This is a genomic window from Providencia sp. PROV073 (genome assembly GCF_033688125.1).
Taxonomy (GTDB): Bacteria; Pseudomonadota; Gammaproteobacteria; order Enterobacterales; family Enterobacteriaceae; genus Providencia; species Providencia hangzhouensis.
Genome location: NZ_CP096353.1, coordinates 2,331,555 through 2,349,381, shown reverse-complemented (window position 1 = coordinate 2,349,381; position 17,827 = coordinate 2,331,555). Strand labels below are relative to the sequence as shown.

Genomic DNA, 17,827 nt, shown 5'->3' with positions numbered 1-17,827 from the left:
ACAGCGAGATTCTTTAAAGTTGCAATGAGATTACTATACTCTTAATCCTATTGCTTGGCATTAATGTTAGGCTTAAAACAATGGTTAGTGTTTTATTGCCTAATAATGATATATTGTTGTTAGGTATTTTAATATGAGTAAGGGGTAATACAATGAAGATGTTAACGATTCAAGAAATGACCGAAACTCAAAAAATCCAAGTGCGTACAAGGCTTGCTCAAGAAAGGAAAAAACTTGGCCGTGAATTAACAAATTCCGAGCAGAGCAAAGTAAGAAAACAAATCATTACCGAAATATCTCAAGAAGTCGAAAAACAAGCGAAAAAATTACGGGCAGAAAAGAAAAAAGATAAGTTAGTTCCCAGCGATACAAGTTACAGTTGGTCTTCTCAAAATCATAAAAGAGGGTATCGCTAATTTTTAATCAGAGTGTTCCGCTAGTGATTTGCATTAAGTAATTGTAATTTTACGCTATTCAAATCATTAAAAGACCTCAAAAATGAAAAAGATTGCGTTATTATTATTGTTATTCAGTAGTTTTACTGTCGCAAAATCTAATTATCATGGGAAACCATCCCGTAATGATTCTGTTGTTGTACATGTTTGCGCTTTATCTCCTTTTTCTAACTTCTATGCAGAAGCTGCAATGTCTGAGCAAACAGCGCGACACAAAACCTCTCGACGCTGTGAATTAGGGCAAGGGCAAGGCAGTATTTTCTGTAAAGCTCAAGATGCGAAATGCAGCACCAGTAAATTATCGTTTGGTGATCAATATATTGAAGAAAGCCTAATTGTTTACGCTAAATCGTGGCAAAAGGGCGATTATATTGAAGTATTTGACGATATTCCGTATCTTTCCCGTCACCATTTCTCAGATAAAATAGCCTCTTATACTATCCCTGACGGCTGGATTGTCCGTTTTTACGAAGGCGATAATTATACTGGAAAATACCATACAGAGATGGGCGGTTCGCACAATACGCTAGGATATAGCCAAAAAACTCGCTCAATCAAAATTATGAAACGACCTTAAAAAAGTCGTCGACTGTTATTGCTGGTGGCTCTATTGTTCTCTTTTTTTATTGACGGCTAGATTGAAATTAACTTTTTTATTCTGATTACGGATATGTTCTTTAATTTCTTTCTCTAATAGAGGTAAATCACCCGTACGAATTTTGTCTAATTGAATATCAGGTAGGTTGGTTTGAAGAAGCTTTACGACCCTTGGAGTAAGCCATGTTATGGCATTATTGAGTCACTATATTCTATTTAACATAATATGCATTATGCGAATCAAAGTGTGAAATAAAGAAATCCAGTGTTTTGGCTGGTAATCGTGTTGGCTTGTTTAGGCTCTAAATTTGTGGTTCCCAATAGATAGCGTTAAAATGAAATCACGCTAACACGACAATAACAACTATGAGGTTTTCAATGATTATTTTAGTAACGGGTGCTTCTTCTGGTTTTGGTGAATCAATTGCCCGTCGATTTATCAAACATAATTACACTGTTATTGGTACAGGACGTAGAACAGAGCGTTTAGAAGCCCTCCATAAAGAGTTAGGTGATAAATTTTATCCGTTAACTTTAGATATCCAAGATAGAAAAGCAATCCATGATTCGATTGCAAATTTACCTGCACATCTCAAAAAAATCGATGTTTTAGTAAATAATGCAGGTTTAGCATTAGGTTTAGAACCTGCATTTGACGCCAATCCTGATGATTGGGACGTTATGATTAATACGAATACCAAAGGTTTAGTCAATATGACCTACGAAGTATTGCAAGGCATGGTTGCCAACAATCACGGTCATATTATTAATATTGGCTCTACGGCGGCGAGCTGGCCTTACAAAGGTGGCAATGTTTACGGTGCAACCAAGGCTTTTGTTAAACAGTTTTCACTTGGTTTACGTGCTGATTTACAGGGGAAAAAAATCCGAGTGACTGATATTGAACCAGGCCTAGTCGGTGGAACAGAATTTTCAAATATTCGCTTTAAAGGAGATGATGATAAAGCGGCTAGTACTTATCAAGGCGCTGACGCTCTAACCCCTGAAGATATCGCGGAAACGGTATACTGGGTTGCCACATTACCTGCACATATGAATGTAAATACATTAGAATTGATGCCTGTTTGCCAAACTTTTGCAGGTTTAACAGTACATAAACAGATTTAATTTTTAGTACTATTCTATACAGACGCACTGACACTTTTTTAGCTATACTCAGGTTATCTGTCCTGTTTAGTAAGGAATTTACATGAGTTCACACAAAATGTTGAAAACTGGCTTAACTGCGATTTGTTTATGTCTCCCTTTACTTTGGGCTACATCGTCTTCTGCGGCACAATCCACGACATCATGCACTGCAGGCAGTACTTGCGTTTCTGTGGGCAAAGGCGATGACTCTCTTAATAAAGAGCAAGCGCGTCAAGAAAAGGAACAATGGGATGATACCCGTATGTTGCGCAAAAAGGTTAATACTCGTACCGAAAAAGAGTTTGATAAAGTAGATCAGGCTTTTGATGCAAAAGATAAATGCGAAAAAAGCCTCAATCTAAATGCTTACTGGGAACCGAGCACTAAACGTTGCCTTGATGTAAGTAATGGCCGTCCAATTAATAATCCATAACCTTATAATAGGTTGTCTTATGGAGCTGTTGATCAAGGAGAGAAGATGAAAAAGAAATTGTTGTTACCCTTATTTGCACTGGTGCTAGTGCCAGTTTTTGCCCAAGCTTCATGTGAAAGTGTGATTGAGGAAATTAAACAAAAGATTATCAATAATGGCGTTCCTGCTGATAACTTTAGTTTGGTTGCAGTGCCTAATGATGAAGTTGACTCGTCTAAAGGCCAAGTTGTCGGGCACTGCCAAAATGATTCTTATAAAATCATTTATACTCGTCACTAGGTTACAATTTAGATAGAATCAAGGGCGCTATTTGATGATGGCGCCCTTTTTCTTTTATTGCTTATTAAGTAATTAGTTAGGAATAGCGATAAGTTCTTGCAGTTTATCTGTATTGAGGTAATGCCCTAACTCTTTTTCTTCAGGGCGCAATAAATATGGAATTTCTCCAATTAATGGAGCCTTAATATGATGTTGCAACCGGTCAATTATTTGGGCGTAGTGTGCCAACCCTGGGTTGATGCGGTTTGCCATCCAACCTATTAATGGTAACCCATCGGCTCGAATTGCATCAGCGGTTAATAATGCATGATTAACACAACCATGTTGAATACCGACGACTAAGATAACACCGACCGGCTGATCTTTTAACCAGTCTGCATAAAAAGTATTATCATCAAGTAGATAGCGCCATCCCCCATTACCTTCGATAACAACCATATCGCATTGATGATGTAAATGGTCTAACCCATGCTTTATTTTATTAAAATCAATGCTATTTTCATGACTGTAATTATCTGTGATACGCACAGGATTAACTTCATCATAGGAAACAAGGTCTTGAGAAACACTGTGGATTAGCAATGCATCTTTATTTCTGATTCCTTCAGGGGTATCAATGCATTGATCCGCAATAGGTTTATAGCCCACGGCTTTAATTCCTTGGCTATTTAGTGCTTGCAGGATGGCAAGCGTCGATACTGTCTTCCCGACATCTGTATCTGTCCCGGTAACAAATAGATTGATCATGGTCTTTTTCTATCCTGAAGTGACAGACTTATACAGCAATAAGCTGCAAAAATGATATGGATTCAGTTTATTGGAATGGGTAAGTGAGAAGTTTGCGTTAGCTCAATTTTGTGTACGATAGTATAAATATTATCGAATTGTTTTAGCCTTGTAATAGTTGTAGTAGTAGAGAACCATCATATAACGCTCTCTGTATTAATGACGTTTCACTATCCTTAACGGTAAATATGGATTTTTCTATTACTAAATTAGATGAATATAGAGGGATTGTATGTTTGTTTATATGATTATGTAAACATTCTAAAAATAACTCAGAATCTTGATTCAATGGGGAGTTTACCAAAATTAGCTCGCTCCCCAATAAATTCACCATCAATCCTAATGGTTTTGCCAACCGTTGAGCAACCTGATTAATAAGATAAACACAAAGGCTATCGTTTGATATTGCTCCAGAGCAAATGTTATCAATTGAGATATTTTTCTGATGTAAATGCGAATCAGGGTAGTTTATTAGCAAACTTTCAGCTTGGTGTAATATTGCAGGAATAGAAGTTTGGGTTTCTAAGCAACCATCGCTACCACAATAGCAAAAGTTATGGTTACAGGGTTCACATTGGGTATGGCCGAATAAAATAGGCCGATGGGTATTTGTATCTAATGTTGTTCCATGGCTTAGCACCATGACATTAACAACATCTTGTAGCTGTAAGTAAATAATATTTTTTTCTTTTCTTTTCTCTTGATGAGAGAAATGATCCATTAACGCTAAAGCATCCACAGGAGGGTGTAAATAAACTGGTAAACCGGTTTGCTTGGTAAGAGATTCCGCTATGGCCAGTTGGTGGATTTTAAAAGATGGATGCTGATAAATAACACCTGTATGAGGATCTAATATACCATCAATAAGAATGCTAATTGCAGTGACTCTTTCTAATATTTTTTGATGGCTAGCAAAAAATTGACTGATTAATTCAGTAAGCGAATCCATGAATTCACTATTGCCTAACGGTGTGAATGGATATTCTGTTTGAGCCAAGGTAACTGCGTTAATTTCTTTCAAGGAAATAATCAGTTTCTGGCCTTCAATACGGATCGCTAGAAATTGCCACCCTTCACTTTCAATTACCAGCCCTACAGCTGGACGCCCACGTAAACCAAGCACTGGAAACTCTAACTCTTTGATTAAGTGAGCATCCATAAGTTCACGTGTAATTTTAGTGATACTGGCAGGCGCAAGCTGAGCCTGTTTTGACAAGGCAATACGCGAAATTGGACCATGTTGATCAATGATACGATATACAATACCCGTATTTAACTGTTTGATTTGGTCAATGTGACCAGTTTGATTCACCATGGTAATAATTCAATTCCTTTATAAAGCAATGAGTTATTATGCCTTAATCTGTGTATGAATGATTTCGTTTACATTGAAAATGTGAACTAGCTCACTCTTGGTTGCCAACAATGTTGGCCATCAAAAGATTTGTTAATTTTTTGGCTACGGCAGGTAACGTTCTACGAGTATTGTAGACTAACCAAACTTCAGATGAAGCATTAATATTAGTGAGTTTTAAGTATTTTACACCATCAATTTTCATTCGTGTGAATGATTCTGTAATCACAGAAATTCCCATTCCCGCGGAAACTAATCCTAAAATGGTCATGGCTTCCCCCGCTTCTTGAGAAATGGTGGGTACCACTCCCGCAGATGTTAACAATTGATTTATTTCATCATATAGTGCGGTACCAACATCACGTTCAAAGAAAATGAATGGATAATCAGCAAGTTGTTGAATATCAACACCAACATCAATAAATTCTAATAATGGATGGCCTTCATAGACGGCAACCATAAATGGTTCTTTAAATAATAGTTGGTAATCCAATTGTTCTGGTAACACCGTATTTCTCATAATACCAATATCAATTCGCCCCGTAATTAATGGCGCTATCTGTTGTTTGGTATTCATCTGATGCATATGAATAGAAACTTCAGGGTAAGCTTCCCGATACTGCCGTAAACTCATGGTAACTTTGTGCATAAATGGCGTAGTTGACGTAAATCCAATAGATAACTCCCCAAGTTCGCCTTTTTCCATGCGAGCTGCTTTTGTCGCAGCCGCATCGACTTGAGCTAAAATTTGATATGCCTCTTTTAAGAACATTGCCCCCGCAGGCGTTAACGCAACGTTTCGATTATTCCTTTCTAACAATTTTGCATTAACTTTCTCTTCAAGCATTTGTATTTGCTGGCTTAAAGGAGGCTGTGAAATATGCAGACGTTCAGCTGCCTTGCCAAAATGAAGCTCTTCAGCGACAGCAATAAAGTATCGAAGATGTCTAAGTTCTATACTCATCTTTTGGTTAATACCCATTAATATGTTTAAAGTATTATTATTAATAATTAATATATTAGACAAAAAACTAGAAAGTTTCTATTCTTTGATCGAAATCAAACGTGTTGGTATGACAAGGAATAAACATGGAACACTCACAAAATAGCCTCACATCTGAGCGGCCTAATGAAGGAATAAGAACACCCTTGCAGGGAAATACCACACCCAAAAAACATTATATACAAAGAGATGATGCGCTGTATTTACGTGTAACCTTATCTTTTTTTACGGTGGGCTTTGCCACATTCGCTTTGCTATATTTTGTTCAGCCAATATTACCTATGCTGTCAGAGGATTTTAATATTTCCCCTGCAACTGCAAGCTTATCATTATCACTGAGTACTGGCTTGATGGCATTAGGTTTACTGATTACCGGGCCAATTTCAGATGCAATAGGTCGCAAAAATGTGATGGTTATTGCATTGGCTTGTGCTGCACTATTTACTCTGCTCAGTTCAGTCATGCAGAGTTGGCAAGGGATCTTAATTGCGAGGGCATTAGTTGGTTTATCGTTAAGTGGCGTTGCTGCTGTCGCTATGACTTATTTGAGTGAAGAGATCCATCCAAGTTATGTTGCGTTATCCATGGGGTTATATATTAGTGGTAATTCATTGGGTGGAATGAGCGGCCGTTTGGTGACGGGAGTGATTGCTGATTTTTATTCATGGCGTGTTGCCGTTGTGATTTTAGGTTCGTTAGCTTTGATCGCGGCTATTGGTTTTTGGCGCTTATTGCCCCCTTCTCAGCATTTTCGTGCGAGTTCTTTAAAACCTAAGAATCTATGGGTTAATTTGCATCTACACTTTAGAGACAAAGGCTTACCTTTTCTATTTATTGAAGGCTTTGTTTTGATGGGTGGTTTTGTCACAATGTACAACTACATTGGATATCGTTTACTTGAAGCGCCTTACTCTTTTTCTCAGTCTACTGTTGGCTTGTTATCCGTTATTTATTTAACAGGGACTTACAGTGCGACTAAAACGGGAAGTTTAATTCACAAGTATGGACTTGGACGAGTGCTCATAGCGTCTATTACTATGATGTTAGTTGGTATTTTAATCACACTATATTCAAATGTTTGGTTAGTGCTGCTAGGAATGACAATACTAACAACGGGTTTTTTTGCAGCGCACTCTGTAGCGAGTAGCTGGGTGGGACGCAGAGCTAAACGAGCACGTGGACAAGCGTCTTCTCTGTATTTATTTAGTTATTACGCTGGGTCAAGTATTGCAGGTACGGTTGGTGGCTTATTTTGGCAACACTTTGGCTGGAATGGCGTTGCGCTATTTATTGCTGGAATATTATTTATCGGCATAGTCATTGCTTACCGTTTGAAATCAATTTGTTATAACCAGTAGATTAGGAACTAATAAAGGTTAAACTACCATACCTTCTCGTGATTAGTAGATGATAAAAAAGTCTATTAATTACGAGGAAACCCAATGAAACCATTCTCTATAAAACCATTTTTAATTGCCCCATTACTCCTATGCTGTAGTTCTTTTGTTTGGTCCCATGGCTATGTCGAATCCCCTGAAAGTCGTTCATATTACTGCAAGCAAGGGGTAAATACCCACTGCGGAGCTGTGCAATATGAACCGCAATCTATTGAAGGCCAAAAAGGTTTTCCTCAATATGGCCCAGTTGATGGAAAAATTGCTAGCGCCGGTATTGCTGCTTTTTCTCCCTTAGACATACAAACTGCGAATCGATGGCAACGGGTTATCTTAAATTCACCTGATGTTAGGTTTAAATGGCGCATCACGGCAAAACATAAAACGACAAAATGGGAATATTTCATAACTAAGCCAGACTGGCAGTCAAACGCCTTGCTATCTCGTAATCAATTTACACTAACGCCATTTTGTAAATTTGAGCGTGTAGAATTTCCAGAAGAGACTGTTGAGCACAAGTGTGTATTGCCAAAAAATCAAAAAGGTTACCATGTCATTTTAGCCATTTGGACGATAGATGATACGCAAAATGCGTTTTATCAAGTTATTGATGCAGAAATAAATTAACGTCAAAGGAAAGCTTATATAAGAAAGGGGCAAGTGTTAAAATGCCTCACTTGCCCTTTTTGACTCTGATTTTCTTATAGATAAACACGAGAGTTTATGTTATTTATTGTTTATCACCTATTTGAATGTTGTAACTAAATTATGAAAAAACAAGATTTAATTAATACGTTCAATGAATTGGAATCACAAATAAACCAATTTAGCCTGTTGTTATTGGAACAATCAAAACAAGTTCCATTTACAGCTCATGTCTTCCAGTTACCTTCAGTAATTAAAGGTGAAGAGAATAATGAGATAGAACAAATCTCAGTACAAACATTAGTTGGTCATGATGCGATACGTGAAACAGTAAAGTTAGTTAATTTATTGTTTTTACAAAACAAACCAGACGAGGTCAGCAACAAAGCCGCTATCCGTTTACCGGGGGTTATATGTGTACAAACTAATTTGCAAACTTATCGTAACTTTAATTCATTAATTTTAAAGATCAATGAGTTAAAAATGCATATAAAAGCCATTGTCACACAAGTTGACGAACCTCATCGATTCGAATTTATTCGTGATAGTTTACATGGCCTACTAACATTGAATACCTACCGAACCCTCTCTTCATTGATTGATGTCGATACGATTAATTTTGGCTGGGCAAATAAAAAAGTTATCAATAAAGTCACAAAAGAAGCAATGCGAGACCGCTTACAAGCAAGCTTAGAAAGTGGCCGCTGCCCTCTTCATTTACCAAAAGAGCACTGGCGCTTACAATTGGAAAATGAAATTCGCTTAATTGACGCCCTACCTTACAATGCGGTTTTAAAAACTCAACGGCCAGTCAAAGTTCAGCCAATCGCTCGTGTGTGGGATAAAGAACAACAGAAACAAACCCAGTTTGCTTGTGCAACGCCTTTATTTGTTTTTGCGCTTGAAAAAACGGTGGCAGAAATTAAAGTCGGTGAACTTCCCGATTACCATGCCAATAACATTGCAATCCGTAATCGGCCCAGAGCAAAAGCAGTTGAACTATTAATACCACGTTTAAATTTGTATATAGAACGCTAAAAAAACACCCATCTGTCAAACAGTATGGGTGTTATATAAAGCCAGTTTAATAAGCTAGCTTAAGATTTCATGCTGCCAACCATATCTTCTGGACGAACCCAATCATTGAACTGTTCTTCTGTTAAATAGTTTAATTTCAATGCGGATTCTTTCAGCGTCAGTCCTTCTTTATGCGCTTTTTTAGCAATTTCTGCGGCTTTATCGTACCCAATGTGAGTATTTAAAGCTGTCACTAACATTAGCGATTCATGAAGTAATTTTTCAATACGCTCACGATTTGGTTCAATTCCAATCGCACAATGCTCATTAAAGCTACGCATACCATCAGCTAATAAGCGAACAGACTGTAAGAAATTATCAATTAGCATTGGGCGGAATACATTCAGCTCAAAATTACCGGATGCCCCACCAATGTTAACAGCAACATCATTCCCCATAACTTGTGCACATAACATAGTCAGTGCTTCACACTGTGTAGGGTTTACTTTACCTGGCATGATTGAACTGCCTGGCTCATTTTCTGGGATAGATATTTCACCAATACCGCAGCGAGGACCAGATGCTAACCACCTAACATCATTGGCAATTTTCATTAAAGAGGCAGCTAAGCCCTTTAAAGCACCATGTGCATGTACAAGGCTATCGCAAGTTGCTAATGCTTCAAATTTATTAGGTGCCGTAACAAATGGTTGGCCAGTTAATTCTGCGATTTTTTTCGCAACACGTACCGCATATTCAGGATGCGTATTTAAACCAGTCCCTACTGCTGTACCACCTAGCGCTAATTCACACACATGAGGAACAGAATTTTCAATGTGTTTTTCATTATGCGCTAACATTGCAGCCCAACCTGAAATTTCTTGGCCTAGCGTCAACGGGGTTGCATCTTGCAAGTGAGTACGACCGATTTTTACAATATCTTTAAATTCTTTCGCTTTTGCATCTAATGTTTGATGCAAAATTTTCAGTTCAGGGAGAAGATGTTCGCGGATTGCGACGACCGCAGCAACGTGCATTGCCGTTGGGAAAACATCATTTGAACTTTGACTTTTATTCACATCATCATTAGGGTGAATAAGACGATCATTACCACGTTGACCACCGAGAATTTCGCTACCACGGTTAGCTAAAACCTCGTTCATGTTCATGTTACTTTGCGTACCAGAACCGGTTTGCCAAATAGCTAGAGGAAATTCCGTTGGATGTTTACCAGCTAAAACTTCGTCAGCAGCAGCAATGATTGCATCGCCGCGCTCTTTAGCTAATAATCCAAGATCCATATTAACACTAGCAGCGGCTTTTTTAGTGATAGCGAGTGCGTGAATTAACGCAACAGGCATTTTTTCTACAGATATACGGAAATGTTCTAAAGAACGCTGCGTTTGCGCGCCCCACAATTGGTCAGCAGGTACTTCAATTGGTCCCATTGAGTCTTTTTCAATGCGAGTGGCTGCCATTACTATCTCCTTAGGTACATACACAGAATAATTGATTTTAGAATCATCTGCTTGCAGGTAAGCAAATAACCGAGCAGTATAATGCCACAAATTGAATTTCATTTATGAGACTTGGTCGAGCTTATTGTATTGTAGTGAAAAGGAAATCAGTTGATTTTTATGAAAAAGAGAATTTTGCTATGCTTAAAATGATAAACAAAGTCCAAAACTATGACTGGGGCAGTAAAACGGCCCTGACTAAGTTATATGGGATTTCAAACCCTGATAGCTTACCTATGGCTGAACTTTGGATGGGTGCTCATCCAAAAGCAAGCTCCGAAGTTCTCGATGCGGAAAAAAATCAAAGTATTCCACTTAACGCCTTAATTGAAAGTGATCCTGAAGCCTACTTAGGTCAGCATGTCGCACAAACTTATCATCGTTTACCTTATTTATTTAAAGTGTTATGTGCTGCTCAACCGTTGTCTGTTCAAGTACATCCAAACAAAACTTATGCTGAAGTTGGTTTTGCTAAAGAAAATTCGGCTGGCATCCCACTAGATTCCCCAATACGCAATTATAAAGATGACAACCATAAACCTGAATTAATCTTTGCGTTAACACCTTTTAAGGCAATGAACGCGTTTCGCCCACTGAATGAAATCGCGCAATTACTGGATTTTGTTTCAGCTGCACATCCTGATATCCAATTATTTGTTCAAGACCCAACAAAAGAAAAGTTATCTCGTTTATTTGCACAAATTCTTAATTTAACAGGTGAACAAAAAGATTTAGCACTTGGCGTATTGAAAGCCGCTTTAAACAGCCGACAAGGCGAGCCATGGAACTCAATAAAGCAAATGGTTAGCCTATATCCTGAAGATAATGGGCTATTTACCCCTCTTCTTCTTAACATCGTTGAATTAGAACCTGGTGAAGCGATGTTTTTATATGCCAGAACGCCACATGCATATCTAGAAGGTGTTGGGTTAGAGGTGATGGCAAACTCAGATAATGTACTGCGTGCTGGGTTAACAAATAAGCACATAGATATCCCAGAGCTGATTGCTAACATTGACTTTAAGCCTACGTTTGCAAAGGATTTATTAAGTATTCCCGAAAAATCTGGAAATATCTGGAAATATAATATTCCAGTAGAAGATTTTGCATTTAATATATATTCTATAACCCACTCGGAAGTTGCGCTATCTAACAATAGTGCCTCAATTTTGTTCTGTATTGAAGGCCAGTTAGTTTTACATTCTAGTAATGATGAAATATGCATTAATTCAGGTGAATCTGTTTTCTTGCCTGCTTATGAGAAAAGCATAACCATTAATGGCAGTGGCAAACTAGCCCGGGTATTTAACAAATAGTGTCATATTCTGTATTTAACCGTCTTCATTGTATGAAGACGATTATATAAAACTTTTATAAATTTATAAGTACGGCAATAACGTGCTGAAAGGATGGATGTTTATAATGAAAAAGTCATTAGTCGCGGTTGGTGTTATTGTTGCTCTGGGGGCAGTGTGGACTGGAGCTTCATGGTATACAGGTTCTAAAGTAAAAGATGAACTTGATAGAGTAATTCTCAAAACCAACGATTTTTTTGCTGTAAATGTGCCTGAGTCAGGTTTGAATTTTAAAGTAGAAAATTATGAAAAAGGTGTTTTTTCATCTAAAGCAGATATCGTAATCACCTCTGCGGATTCAGTATCACCAGAAGACTCAATTGTATTCAAAACGAATATTGACCACGGTCCATTCCCATTATCACAAGTCGCTAAGTTTAATTTATTACCAAAATTAGCAGCGACGCAAATTGAATTAGCTAACAACGCGACGACAAAAGAATTATTCGAAGCGACTCAAGGTAAACCATTTATTCATGGTTCTGCTGTCATTGGCTATAGCAAAAGTATTGATACCAATTTAGAGCTGATCCCTGTCGAGTATAAGAAAGATGACGTTTCATTATCTTTCAGTGGTTCTAAGTTTGATGTATCAACAACTTCTGATCTTGCTGCCGTTGATGCAACTTTAGTCACTGATAATTTAGTTATTGGTAAAAAAGATAACTCTGAATCTATGACATTAAAAGGCTTAAAATTAGTCTCTAATGTAACAAAATCACAATATGGCTTCTACACTGGAACCCAGTCATTTGTTATTGCTGATACAGATTTCAACATTCCTGAAACTAAATTTTCTTTTAAAGATTTCAAAATTTCAAGCGACACCTCTATTACTGGCGAAGATGTGAAAGGGAATATTTCTTATAGCATCTCTGACTTAAAGGCATTAGAGCAAAACTTAGGTTCTGGCGAACTGACTGTTGCTATTGAAAAATTAGATGCTAAAGCATTAGGTAAATTCGTTGAACAATATAATGAAGCATTAGCTCAAGGCTTAGCTAATGGTGACCCAACTGAAGCAACAGAGCGTTTAGCGATGGAAATGATGTCTACAACATTGCCAGAGCTAATGAAAAGCAAGCCTGTATTCACTGTTAGCCCCTTCTACTGGAAAAATGAAGCTGGCCAAAGTTCAGTTGACCTAAACATCACATTTAATAAATGGAACCAAGATGAAATTACTGCGTTAGCAATGTCTAACAAAGTTGATGAAGCTATCAAGCAACTCATTACTTCTTTTGATTTCAATTTAAAACTGAACAAGCCAATGATGATCGAATCAATGACTCAAGCAATGATTTTAGATCAAGGTGTTCCAGTTAATGCTGAAACTAAGAAAGAAATGAAAGGTATGGTTACTTCTGAATTTGAAGGTGTTCAGCAAATGCTGACTTCAGATATGTTCTCTTCTCCATTTGAAGAAATGTTTATGACAGATGAAGAACGTGCTGAAAAAGCTAAACAGAAAAAATCACCTTGGATGATTGATAGCGAAAATGATTTAACTATGACTATCAAATTTGCAGGTAATGACCTGACATTCAATAATGACAAATATACCTTAGCTGAGTTCCTCACTAAGATGAAAGTGATGTCTAACCCAGAAGATGCATTAGAATATGAAGCTGTACCTGCTCCAGATGCAGAACCAGCACCAGAAATGGAAGTTGAGCCTGAATTAGCACCACAAGATGCAGCGCCAGCTAACTAATTAATCTAATCGATACAATGTAGTCACAAAAGCCAGTTAATATGAAGTGAAGTGAACCCATATAGCTGGCTTTTTTATTTGACACCCATTTAAGTGTGAGATACATCACACTTAAAATGTAATTATTGATCACGTTTCACATTTTTCGTGATTTGGAATTGCATTTGGAAAAATAAAAGCCAAAATGAGGATAGAAAATAGATAAAGGATCATTCCGTGATTAAAACACATTTACCTTTAACCGATTTACACCGCCACCTTGATGGCAATATCCGCCCAGAAACGATTCTTTCCTTAGCAGAACAGCATCACATTCAATTACCAGCGACAGAACTTGAAGCTTTGCGCCCTCACGTCCAAATTATAGGACAAGAAGCTGATTTAGTCGGTTTCTTAGCAAAACTCGATTGGGGAGTCGCTGTTTTAGCAGATTTAGAAGCATGCCGCCGTGTGGCATTTGAAAATGTCGAAGATGCTTTTAATGCTGGTATCGATTACGCAGAGCTACGCTTCTCTCCATACTATATGGCAATGAAACACCAGCTACCTGTAGAAGGTGTCGTTGAAGCTATTATTGATGGCGTGCGTACTGGGTGCCAACAATTCGACATTAAAATTAATTTAATTGGAATTTTGAGCCGTACTTTTGGCCAACAAGCCTGTACAACTGAATTACAAGGACTATTAGCTCATCGTCATCACTTATGTGCTTTAGATTTAGCTGGAGATGAACTAGGTTTCCCTGGAGAGTTATTTGAGTCACACTTTATCAAAGCTAGAGATACAGGGTTAAATATCACTGTTCATGCAGGTGAAGCGGCTGGAGCGAACAGTATTTGGCATGCTATCAATGTATTAGGTGCACAACGAATTGGCCATGGTGTAAAGGCAATAGAAGACCCTGCTTTAATTGAATATTTAGTAAAACATCAAATTGGTATGGAAAGCTGTTTAACATCAAATATTCAAACAAGCACTGTGCCATCCCTTGCTCAACACCCATTAAAAACCTTTTTGCAACAAGGTGTATTGGCTTCAATTAATACAGATGACCCAGCAGTTCAAGGTATTGAGTTACGCTATGAGTATGAAGTTGCAGCCCCGCAAGCAGGTTTAACTTCAGCAGAAATAGAACAAGCGCAACGTAATGGCCTAAGTATGGCATTTTTATCTGAAAGTGAGAAAAAAGCGCTCTTACATAAAGCCGCTACCCGTTAATTTAAATGTTATCAGGGTATTTATTATAACCCTGATAACTCTCTCAAACATTTCACATCTCTTTACACACCAATAGACCGTCATCATTTACCAATCACTCCCTCTCTAGTTAGCTTTTTTATACTTAACGTATAAACACTGTTGTTAATGTATCAATTATAAAGCCCTATTGTATGTTGTAACTAAATAAGTACCCTTATAAATAAACAGCAAAAAACATGAGGGGTTACTAATCCCCTCAATATTTGTGCTTATTTGGTCGATAATCGTTTAGCATAACGCTGTGCAAGTACAGCACTGACCATAAGTTGTATTTGATGGAAAATCATCAGTGGCAATAAGATGACCCCTACTGTCGCAGCAGGAAACAAGACGTTCGCCATTGGGACTCCGTTAGCTAGGCTCTTTTTCGAGCCACAAAACACGATAGTAATCTCATCTTCTTTGCTAAAACCTAGCAACCGTGCAGCCAATGTATTGAATACAATGATAATAAATAAAATAACGCAAGTGACAACCACAATCATAAAGAGTGAAAATGCGTCTATTTTCTGCCAAATCCCCTCGACAACCGCTTCACTAAATGCCACATAAACAACCAATAATATTGAAGACCGGTCAGTCATATTAACTAATTTTCTATTCCGGTTTATCCAATTGGCAATCAATGGTCGAGATAAATGCCCCACAACAAATGGCAGCATCAATTGCATTAAAATAGACCCTATTGCATTGAGCGTATCCATGGCTTGGCTGCCATCAGCATCCATCAATAAACCAACTAAGATTGGTGAAAGAAAAACCCCAAGAATGCTTGACGCTGATGCACTACAAATAGCCGCGGCAATATTTCCCCCGGCCACCGAGGTGAAAGCAATTGCTGATTGTACAGTTGCAGGTAAAGCACATAGGTATAAAAAGCCCATATATACGGTAGGTGACATCCATTTAGGTACAATCACCGCAAGCCCTAAGCCTACGATAGGAAATACAATAAATGTACTCGCAAAAACCAAGAGGTGGAGACGCCAATGCCCTATCCCTGCCATTATTGATTCACGAGATAACTTAGCCCCATGCATAAAGAACAATAATGCAATTGCAGCAGTAGTTAAATATTGAAACCCCGTTTTTATATCGCCTTCACAAGGAAAAAGGCTGGCTAGAATGACAACGCCAATCATGATAAGTAAAAATGGGTCGATTCTCAGTTTAGCTAGCAAATTCATTCGATTATCCATAATAAAAGCCAGTTATGTTAACTGGCCTTATAGTGTGCGTTAATGACGTTAAAATATTGCTTCGATTGTGCGTTTTTCTTTTGCCGAACGTATACCTGCTTCAATAAGCTTCATAATATCTATTGCTTCGCTCGGTGTGACGGGGTTTGGTTTACCATGGCGAATCGCATCATATATCCCTTGATAATAACCACCATAATTACCGCGTTGGTTTGGCCACGATTGTGTTATAAGCTCATCACCTTGTGACAACGTCACGCTCCCCATATTGGTATCAACTCCCCAATCAGTCCCTTCTGGTCGTTGGCCAGCTTTTAAACAGTCTTCTTGGGGATCTAAACCATATTTAACATAACTACCATTCATTCCATGAATAACATATATCGGTGTTGGTGCAGCAGCTAATGTTGTTGCATGTAATACAACCTTCTTATCTGCATATTGCAAAACGGCATGAAAGTAATCCACTGCCTGTGCATTAGGGCGGATCATAGCAAGATCAACGCTGATCCCTAAAGGCCTACCAAAATACTGCAGGACTTGATCCAACAAGTGCGGCCCTAAGTCGTACCAAATACCTGCTCCAGGAATATCAGCTTCACGCCAACGTTGCCTAACTAGCGGACGATAACGGTCAAAATGTGATTCATAATATTTAATATCGCCTAGCTTACCTTCTTCTAATATTTTTTTAACTGTTAAAAAACCTGAATCCCATCGGCGGTTATGATAAACCGACAGTAATTTTCCTGCTTGCTCCGCTTGTTGTTTTAATTGTTCTGCTTGTGAGACATCTAATGTAAATGGTTTATCGACAACGACGTGCTTCCCTGCTGCTAATGCCGCTTGAGCAAGAGGAAAGTGAGTATCATTAGGCGTAGGAATAACGACTAGTTCGATATCTTTATCAGCAAAAACAGCTTCCGGAGAGGCGGCAACATGAATATTTGGCCAATCTGCCTTAACCTTACTCGGGTCACTGCTAGAAATCGTTGTTAAATCATACCCTTCTAAAATACCAAGGAAGGGAGCATGAAATGTTTTACTGGCATAGCCATATCCGATGATCGCGACTTTAATTGGTTTAGACATTTAGACCTCATACAACGATAAACTCAGGTAGAGATAAAAAGTACCATCAGAAGGAATGAAATGGCAAATAAATCTATGATAGGATTGTAGATTGTCCAGCGAATTTGCCAAAATGGGTTTGATTAATTATGACTTCAGTTTATGACGCTAACCGCATCACTGGCTGGCTATTAGTTCCAGCGATCTATTTGTTATTAACCTTTTTAGCTGTTTGCAGTATGACTGTTATGTATTGCATTAAATTTTATGAGATTGTCACGACTGTTGATCATTGGACAAGTTTTATTCCTGCCGCTTGGTATCTGTCATTTGCCATCGCTGTTGGGATGACTATTTTCAGTATTCATGTACTGCAACTGATGTTTTCCCGCTCAAAGCATTTCCCCCGCCGTTTTATTATTTGGCTACTCATTTTGTTATTATTAGGTATAAAAACCTTCGCATTTTCACCTATTGACGATGAAACCGCTTTGCAGGTCTTAGCATGGCCTTTAATTGGCGCGGGTTTCTTTGTCCCTTATCTAAAACGCTCTCAACGTGTGAAAATGACTTTCACACAAGATCGATAAGCATCACAT

The 17,827-nt window shown here is 38.1% G+C and carries 18 protein-coding genes; 12 read left to right on the top strand and 6 right to left on the bottom strand.

Annotation, left to right across the window (positions count from 1 at the left end; genetic code table 11):
* Positions 1-152 precede the first annotated feature (152 nt).
* From M1F17_RS10630 to M1F17_RS10610, 5 genes are all read left to right on the top strand, one after another.
* On the top strand, positions 153-416 hold the full coding sequence (locus tag M1F17_RS10630) for a DUF3811 domain-containing protein (protein ID WP_094960556.1): 264 nt from the start codon (positions 153-155) through the stop codon (positions 414-416).
* A gap of 82 nt (positions 417-498) precedes the next feature.
* Complete coding sequence (locus tag M1F17_RS10625; protein WP_094960555.1) at positions 499-1,032, top strand: beta/gamma crystallin-related protein; 534 nt, start codon at positions 499-501, stop codon at positions 1,030-1,032.
* 398 nt (positions 1,033-1,430) lie between these two features.
* On the top strand, positions 1,431-2,180 hold the full coding sequence (ydfG, locus tag M1F17_RS10620; protein ID WP_094960554.1) for a bifunctional NADP-dependent 3-hydroxy acid dehydrogenase/3-hydroxypropionate dehydrogenase YdfG: 750 nt from the start codon (positions 1,431-1,433) through the stop codon (positions 2,178-2,180).
* 82 nt (positions 2,181-2,262) lie between these two features.
* The gene (locus M1F17_RS10615) at positions 2,263-2,634 is read left to right on the top strand and encodes a DUF1283 family protein (protein WP_036957730.1); all 372 of its coding nucleotides are present in this window, start codon (positions 2,263-2,265) and stop codon (positions 2,632-2,634) included.
* Positions 2,635-2,679: 45 nt separating this feature from the next.
* Positions 2,680-2,913: a DUF1161 domain-containing protein gene (locus tag M1F17_RS10610; protein ID WP_036957728.1), complete on the top strand. Its 234-nt coding sequence runs from the start codon at positions 2,680-2,682 to the stop codon at positions 2,911-2,913.
* 72 nt (positions 2,914-2,985) lie between these two features.
* Here M1F17_RS10610 and bioD read toward each other — a convergent pair whose 3' ends face one another.
* From bioD to M1F17_RS10595, 3 genes are all read right to left on the bottom strand, one after another.
* Positions 2,986-3,660 carry a dethiobiotin synthase gene (bioD, locus tag M1F17_RS10605; protein ID WP_004254308.1) on the bottom strand — a complete coding sequence of 225 codons (675 nt, stop codon included), beginning with the start codon at positions 3,658-3,660 and terminating at the stop codon, positions 2,986-2,988.
* A gap of 142 nt (positions 3,661-3,802) precedes the next feature.
* Positions 3,803-5,014: an ROK family protein gene (locus tag M1F17_RS10600; protein ID WP_144140056.1), complete on the bottom strand. Its 1,212-nt coding sequence runs from the start codon at positions 5,012-5,014 to the stop codon at positions 3,803-3,805.
* 91 nt (positions 5,015-5,105) lie between these two features.
* The gene (locus M1F17_RS10595; protein WP_036957727.1) at positions 5,106-6,017 is read right to left on the bottom strand and encodes a LysR family transcriptional regulator; all 912 of its coding nucleotides are present in this window, start codon (positions 6,015-6,017) and stop codon (positions 5,106-5,108) included.
* Between the two features lie 125 nt (positions 6,018-6,142).
* On the opposite strand from M1F17_RS10595, the gene M1F17_RS10590 reads away from it, so the two are divergent.
* From M1F17_RS10590 to tus, 3 genes are all read left to right on the top strand, one after another.
* On the top strand, positions 6,143-7,414 hold the full coding sequence (locus M1F17_RS10590) for an MFS transporter (RefSeq protein WP_004254299.1): 1,272 nt from the start codon (positions 6,143-6,145) through the stop codon (positions 7,412-7,414).
* 84 nt (positions 7,415-7,498) lie between these two features.
* On the top strand, positions 7,499-8,077 hold the full coding sequence (locus tag M1F17_RS10585; protein ID WP_226617033.1) for a lytic polysaccharide monooxygenase: 579 nt from the start codon (positions 7,499-7,501) through the stop codon (positions 8,075-8,077).
* 141 nt (positions 8,078-8,218) lie between these two features.
* A complete protein-coding gene (tus, locus tag M1F17_RS10580) occupies positions 8,219-9,133 on the top strand; it encodes a DNA replication terminus site-binding protein (RefSeq protein ID WP_144140058.1) in 915 nt (304 codons plus the stop codon).
* A 59-nt stretch (positions 9,134-9,192) separates the two neighbouring features.
* Here tus and fumC read toward each other — a convergent pair whose 3' ends face one another.
* Positions 9,193-10,590, bottom strand: a complete 1,398-nt coding sequence (fumC, locus tag M1F17_RS10575) for a class II fumarate hydratase (protein ID WP_036957725.1) — start codon at positions 10,588-10,590, stop codon at positions 9,193-9,195.
* Positions 10,591-10,769: 179 nt separating this feature from the next.
* Between fumC and manA the strand changes: the two genes are divergently transcribed.
* From manA to add, 3 genes are all read left to right on the top strand, one after another.
* Positions 10,770-11,945, top strand: a complete 1,176-nt coding sequence (gene manA, locus M1F17_RS10570; protein ID WP_036957724.1) for a mannose-6-phosphate isomerase — start codon at positions 10,770-10,772, stop codon at positions 11,943-11,945.
* Between the two features lie 106 nt (positions 11,946-12,051).
* A complete protein-coding gene (locus tag M1F17_RS10565) occupies positions 12,052-13,698 on the top strand; it encodes a YdgA family protein (RefSeq protein WP_226617032.1) in 1,647 nt (548 codons plus the stop codon).
* A gap of 216 nt (positions 13,699-13,914) precedes the next feature.
* The gene (add, locus tag M1F17_RS10560) at positions 13,915-14,916 is read left to right on the top strand and encodes an adenosine deaminase (RefSeq protein ID WP_144140064.1); all 1,002 of its coding nucleotides are present in this window, start codon (positions 13,915-13,917) and stop codon (positions 14,914-14,916) included.
* A 251-nt stretch (positions 14,917-15,167) separates the two neighbouring features.
* On the opposite strand, the gene M1F17_RS10555 is transcribed toward add, so the two are convergent.
* Together M1F17_RS10555 and M1F17_RS10550 are read right to left on the bottom strand one after the other, a co-directional pair.
* A complete protein-coding gene (locus M1F17_RS10555) occupies positions 15,168-16,145 on the bottom strand; it encodes a bile acid:sodium symporter family protein (protein WP_094960550.1) in 978 nt (325 codons plus the stop codon).
* Positions 16,146-16,205: 60 nt separating this feature from the next.
* Positions 16,206-17,249: an oxidoreductase gene (locus M1F17_RS10550; RefSeq protein ID WP_144140066.1), complete on the bottom strand. Its 1,044-nt coding sequence runs from the start codon at positions 17,247-17,249 to the stop codon at positions 16,206-16,208.
* 128 nt (positions 17,250-17,377) lie between these two features.
* Between M1F17_RS10550 and M1F17_RS10545 the strand changes: the two genes are divergently transcribed.
* The gene (locus M1F17_RS10545) at positions 17,378-17,818 is read left to right on the top strand and encodes a DUF2569 domain-containing protein (protein ID WP_094960548.1); all 441 of its coding nucleotides are present in this window, start codon (positions 17,378-17,380) and stop codon (positions 17,816-17,818) included.
* Positions 17,819-17,827: the final 9 nt, after the last annotated feature.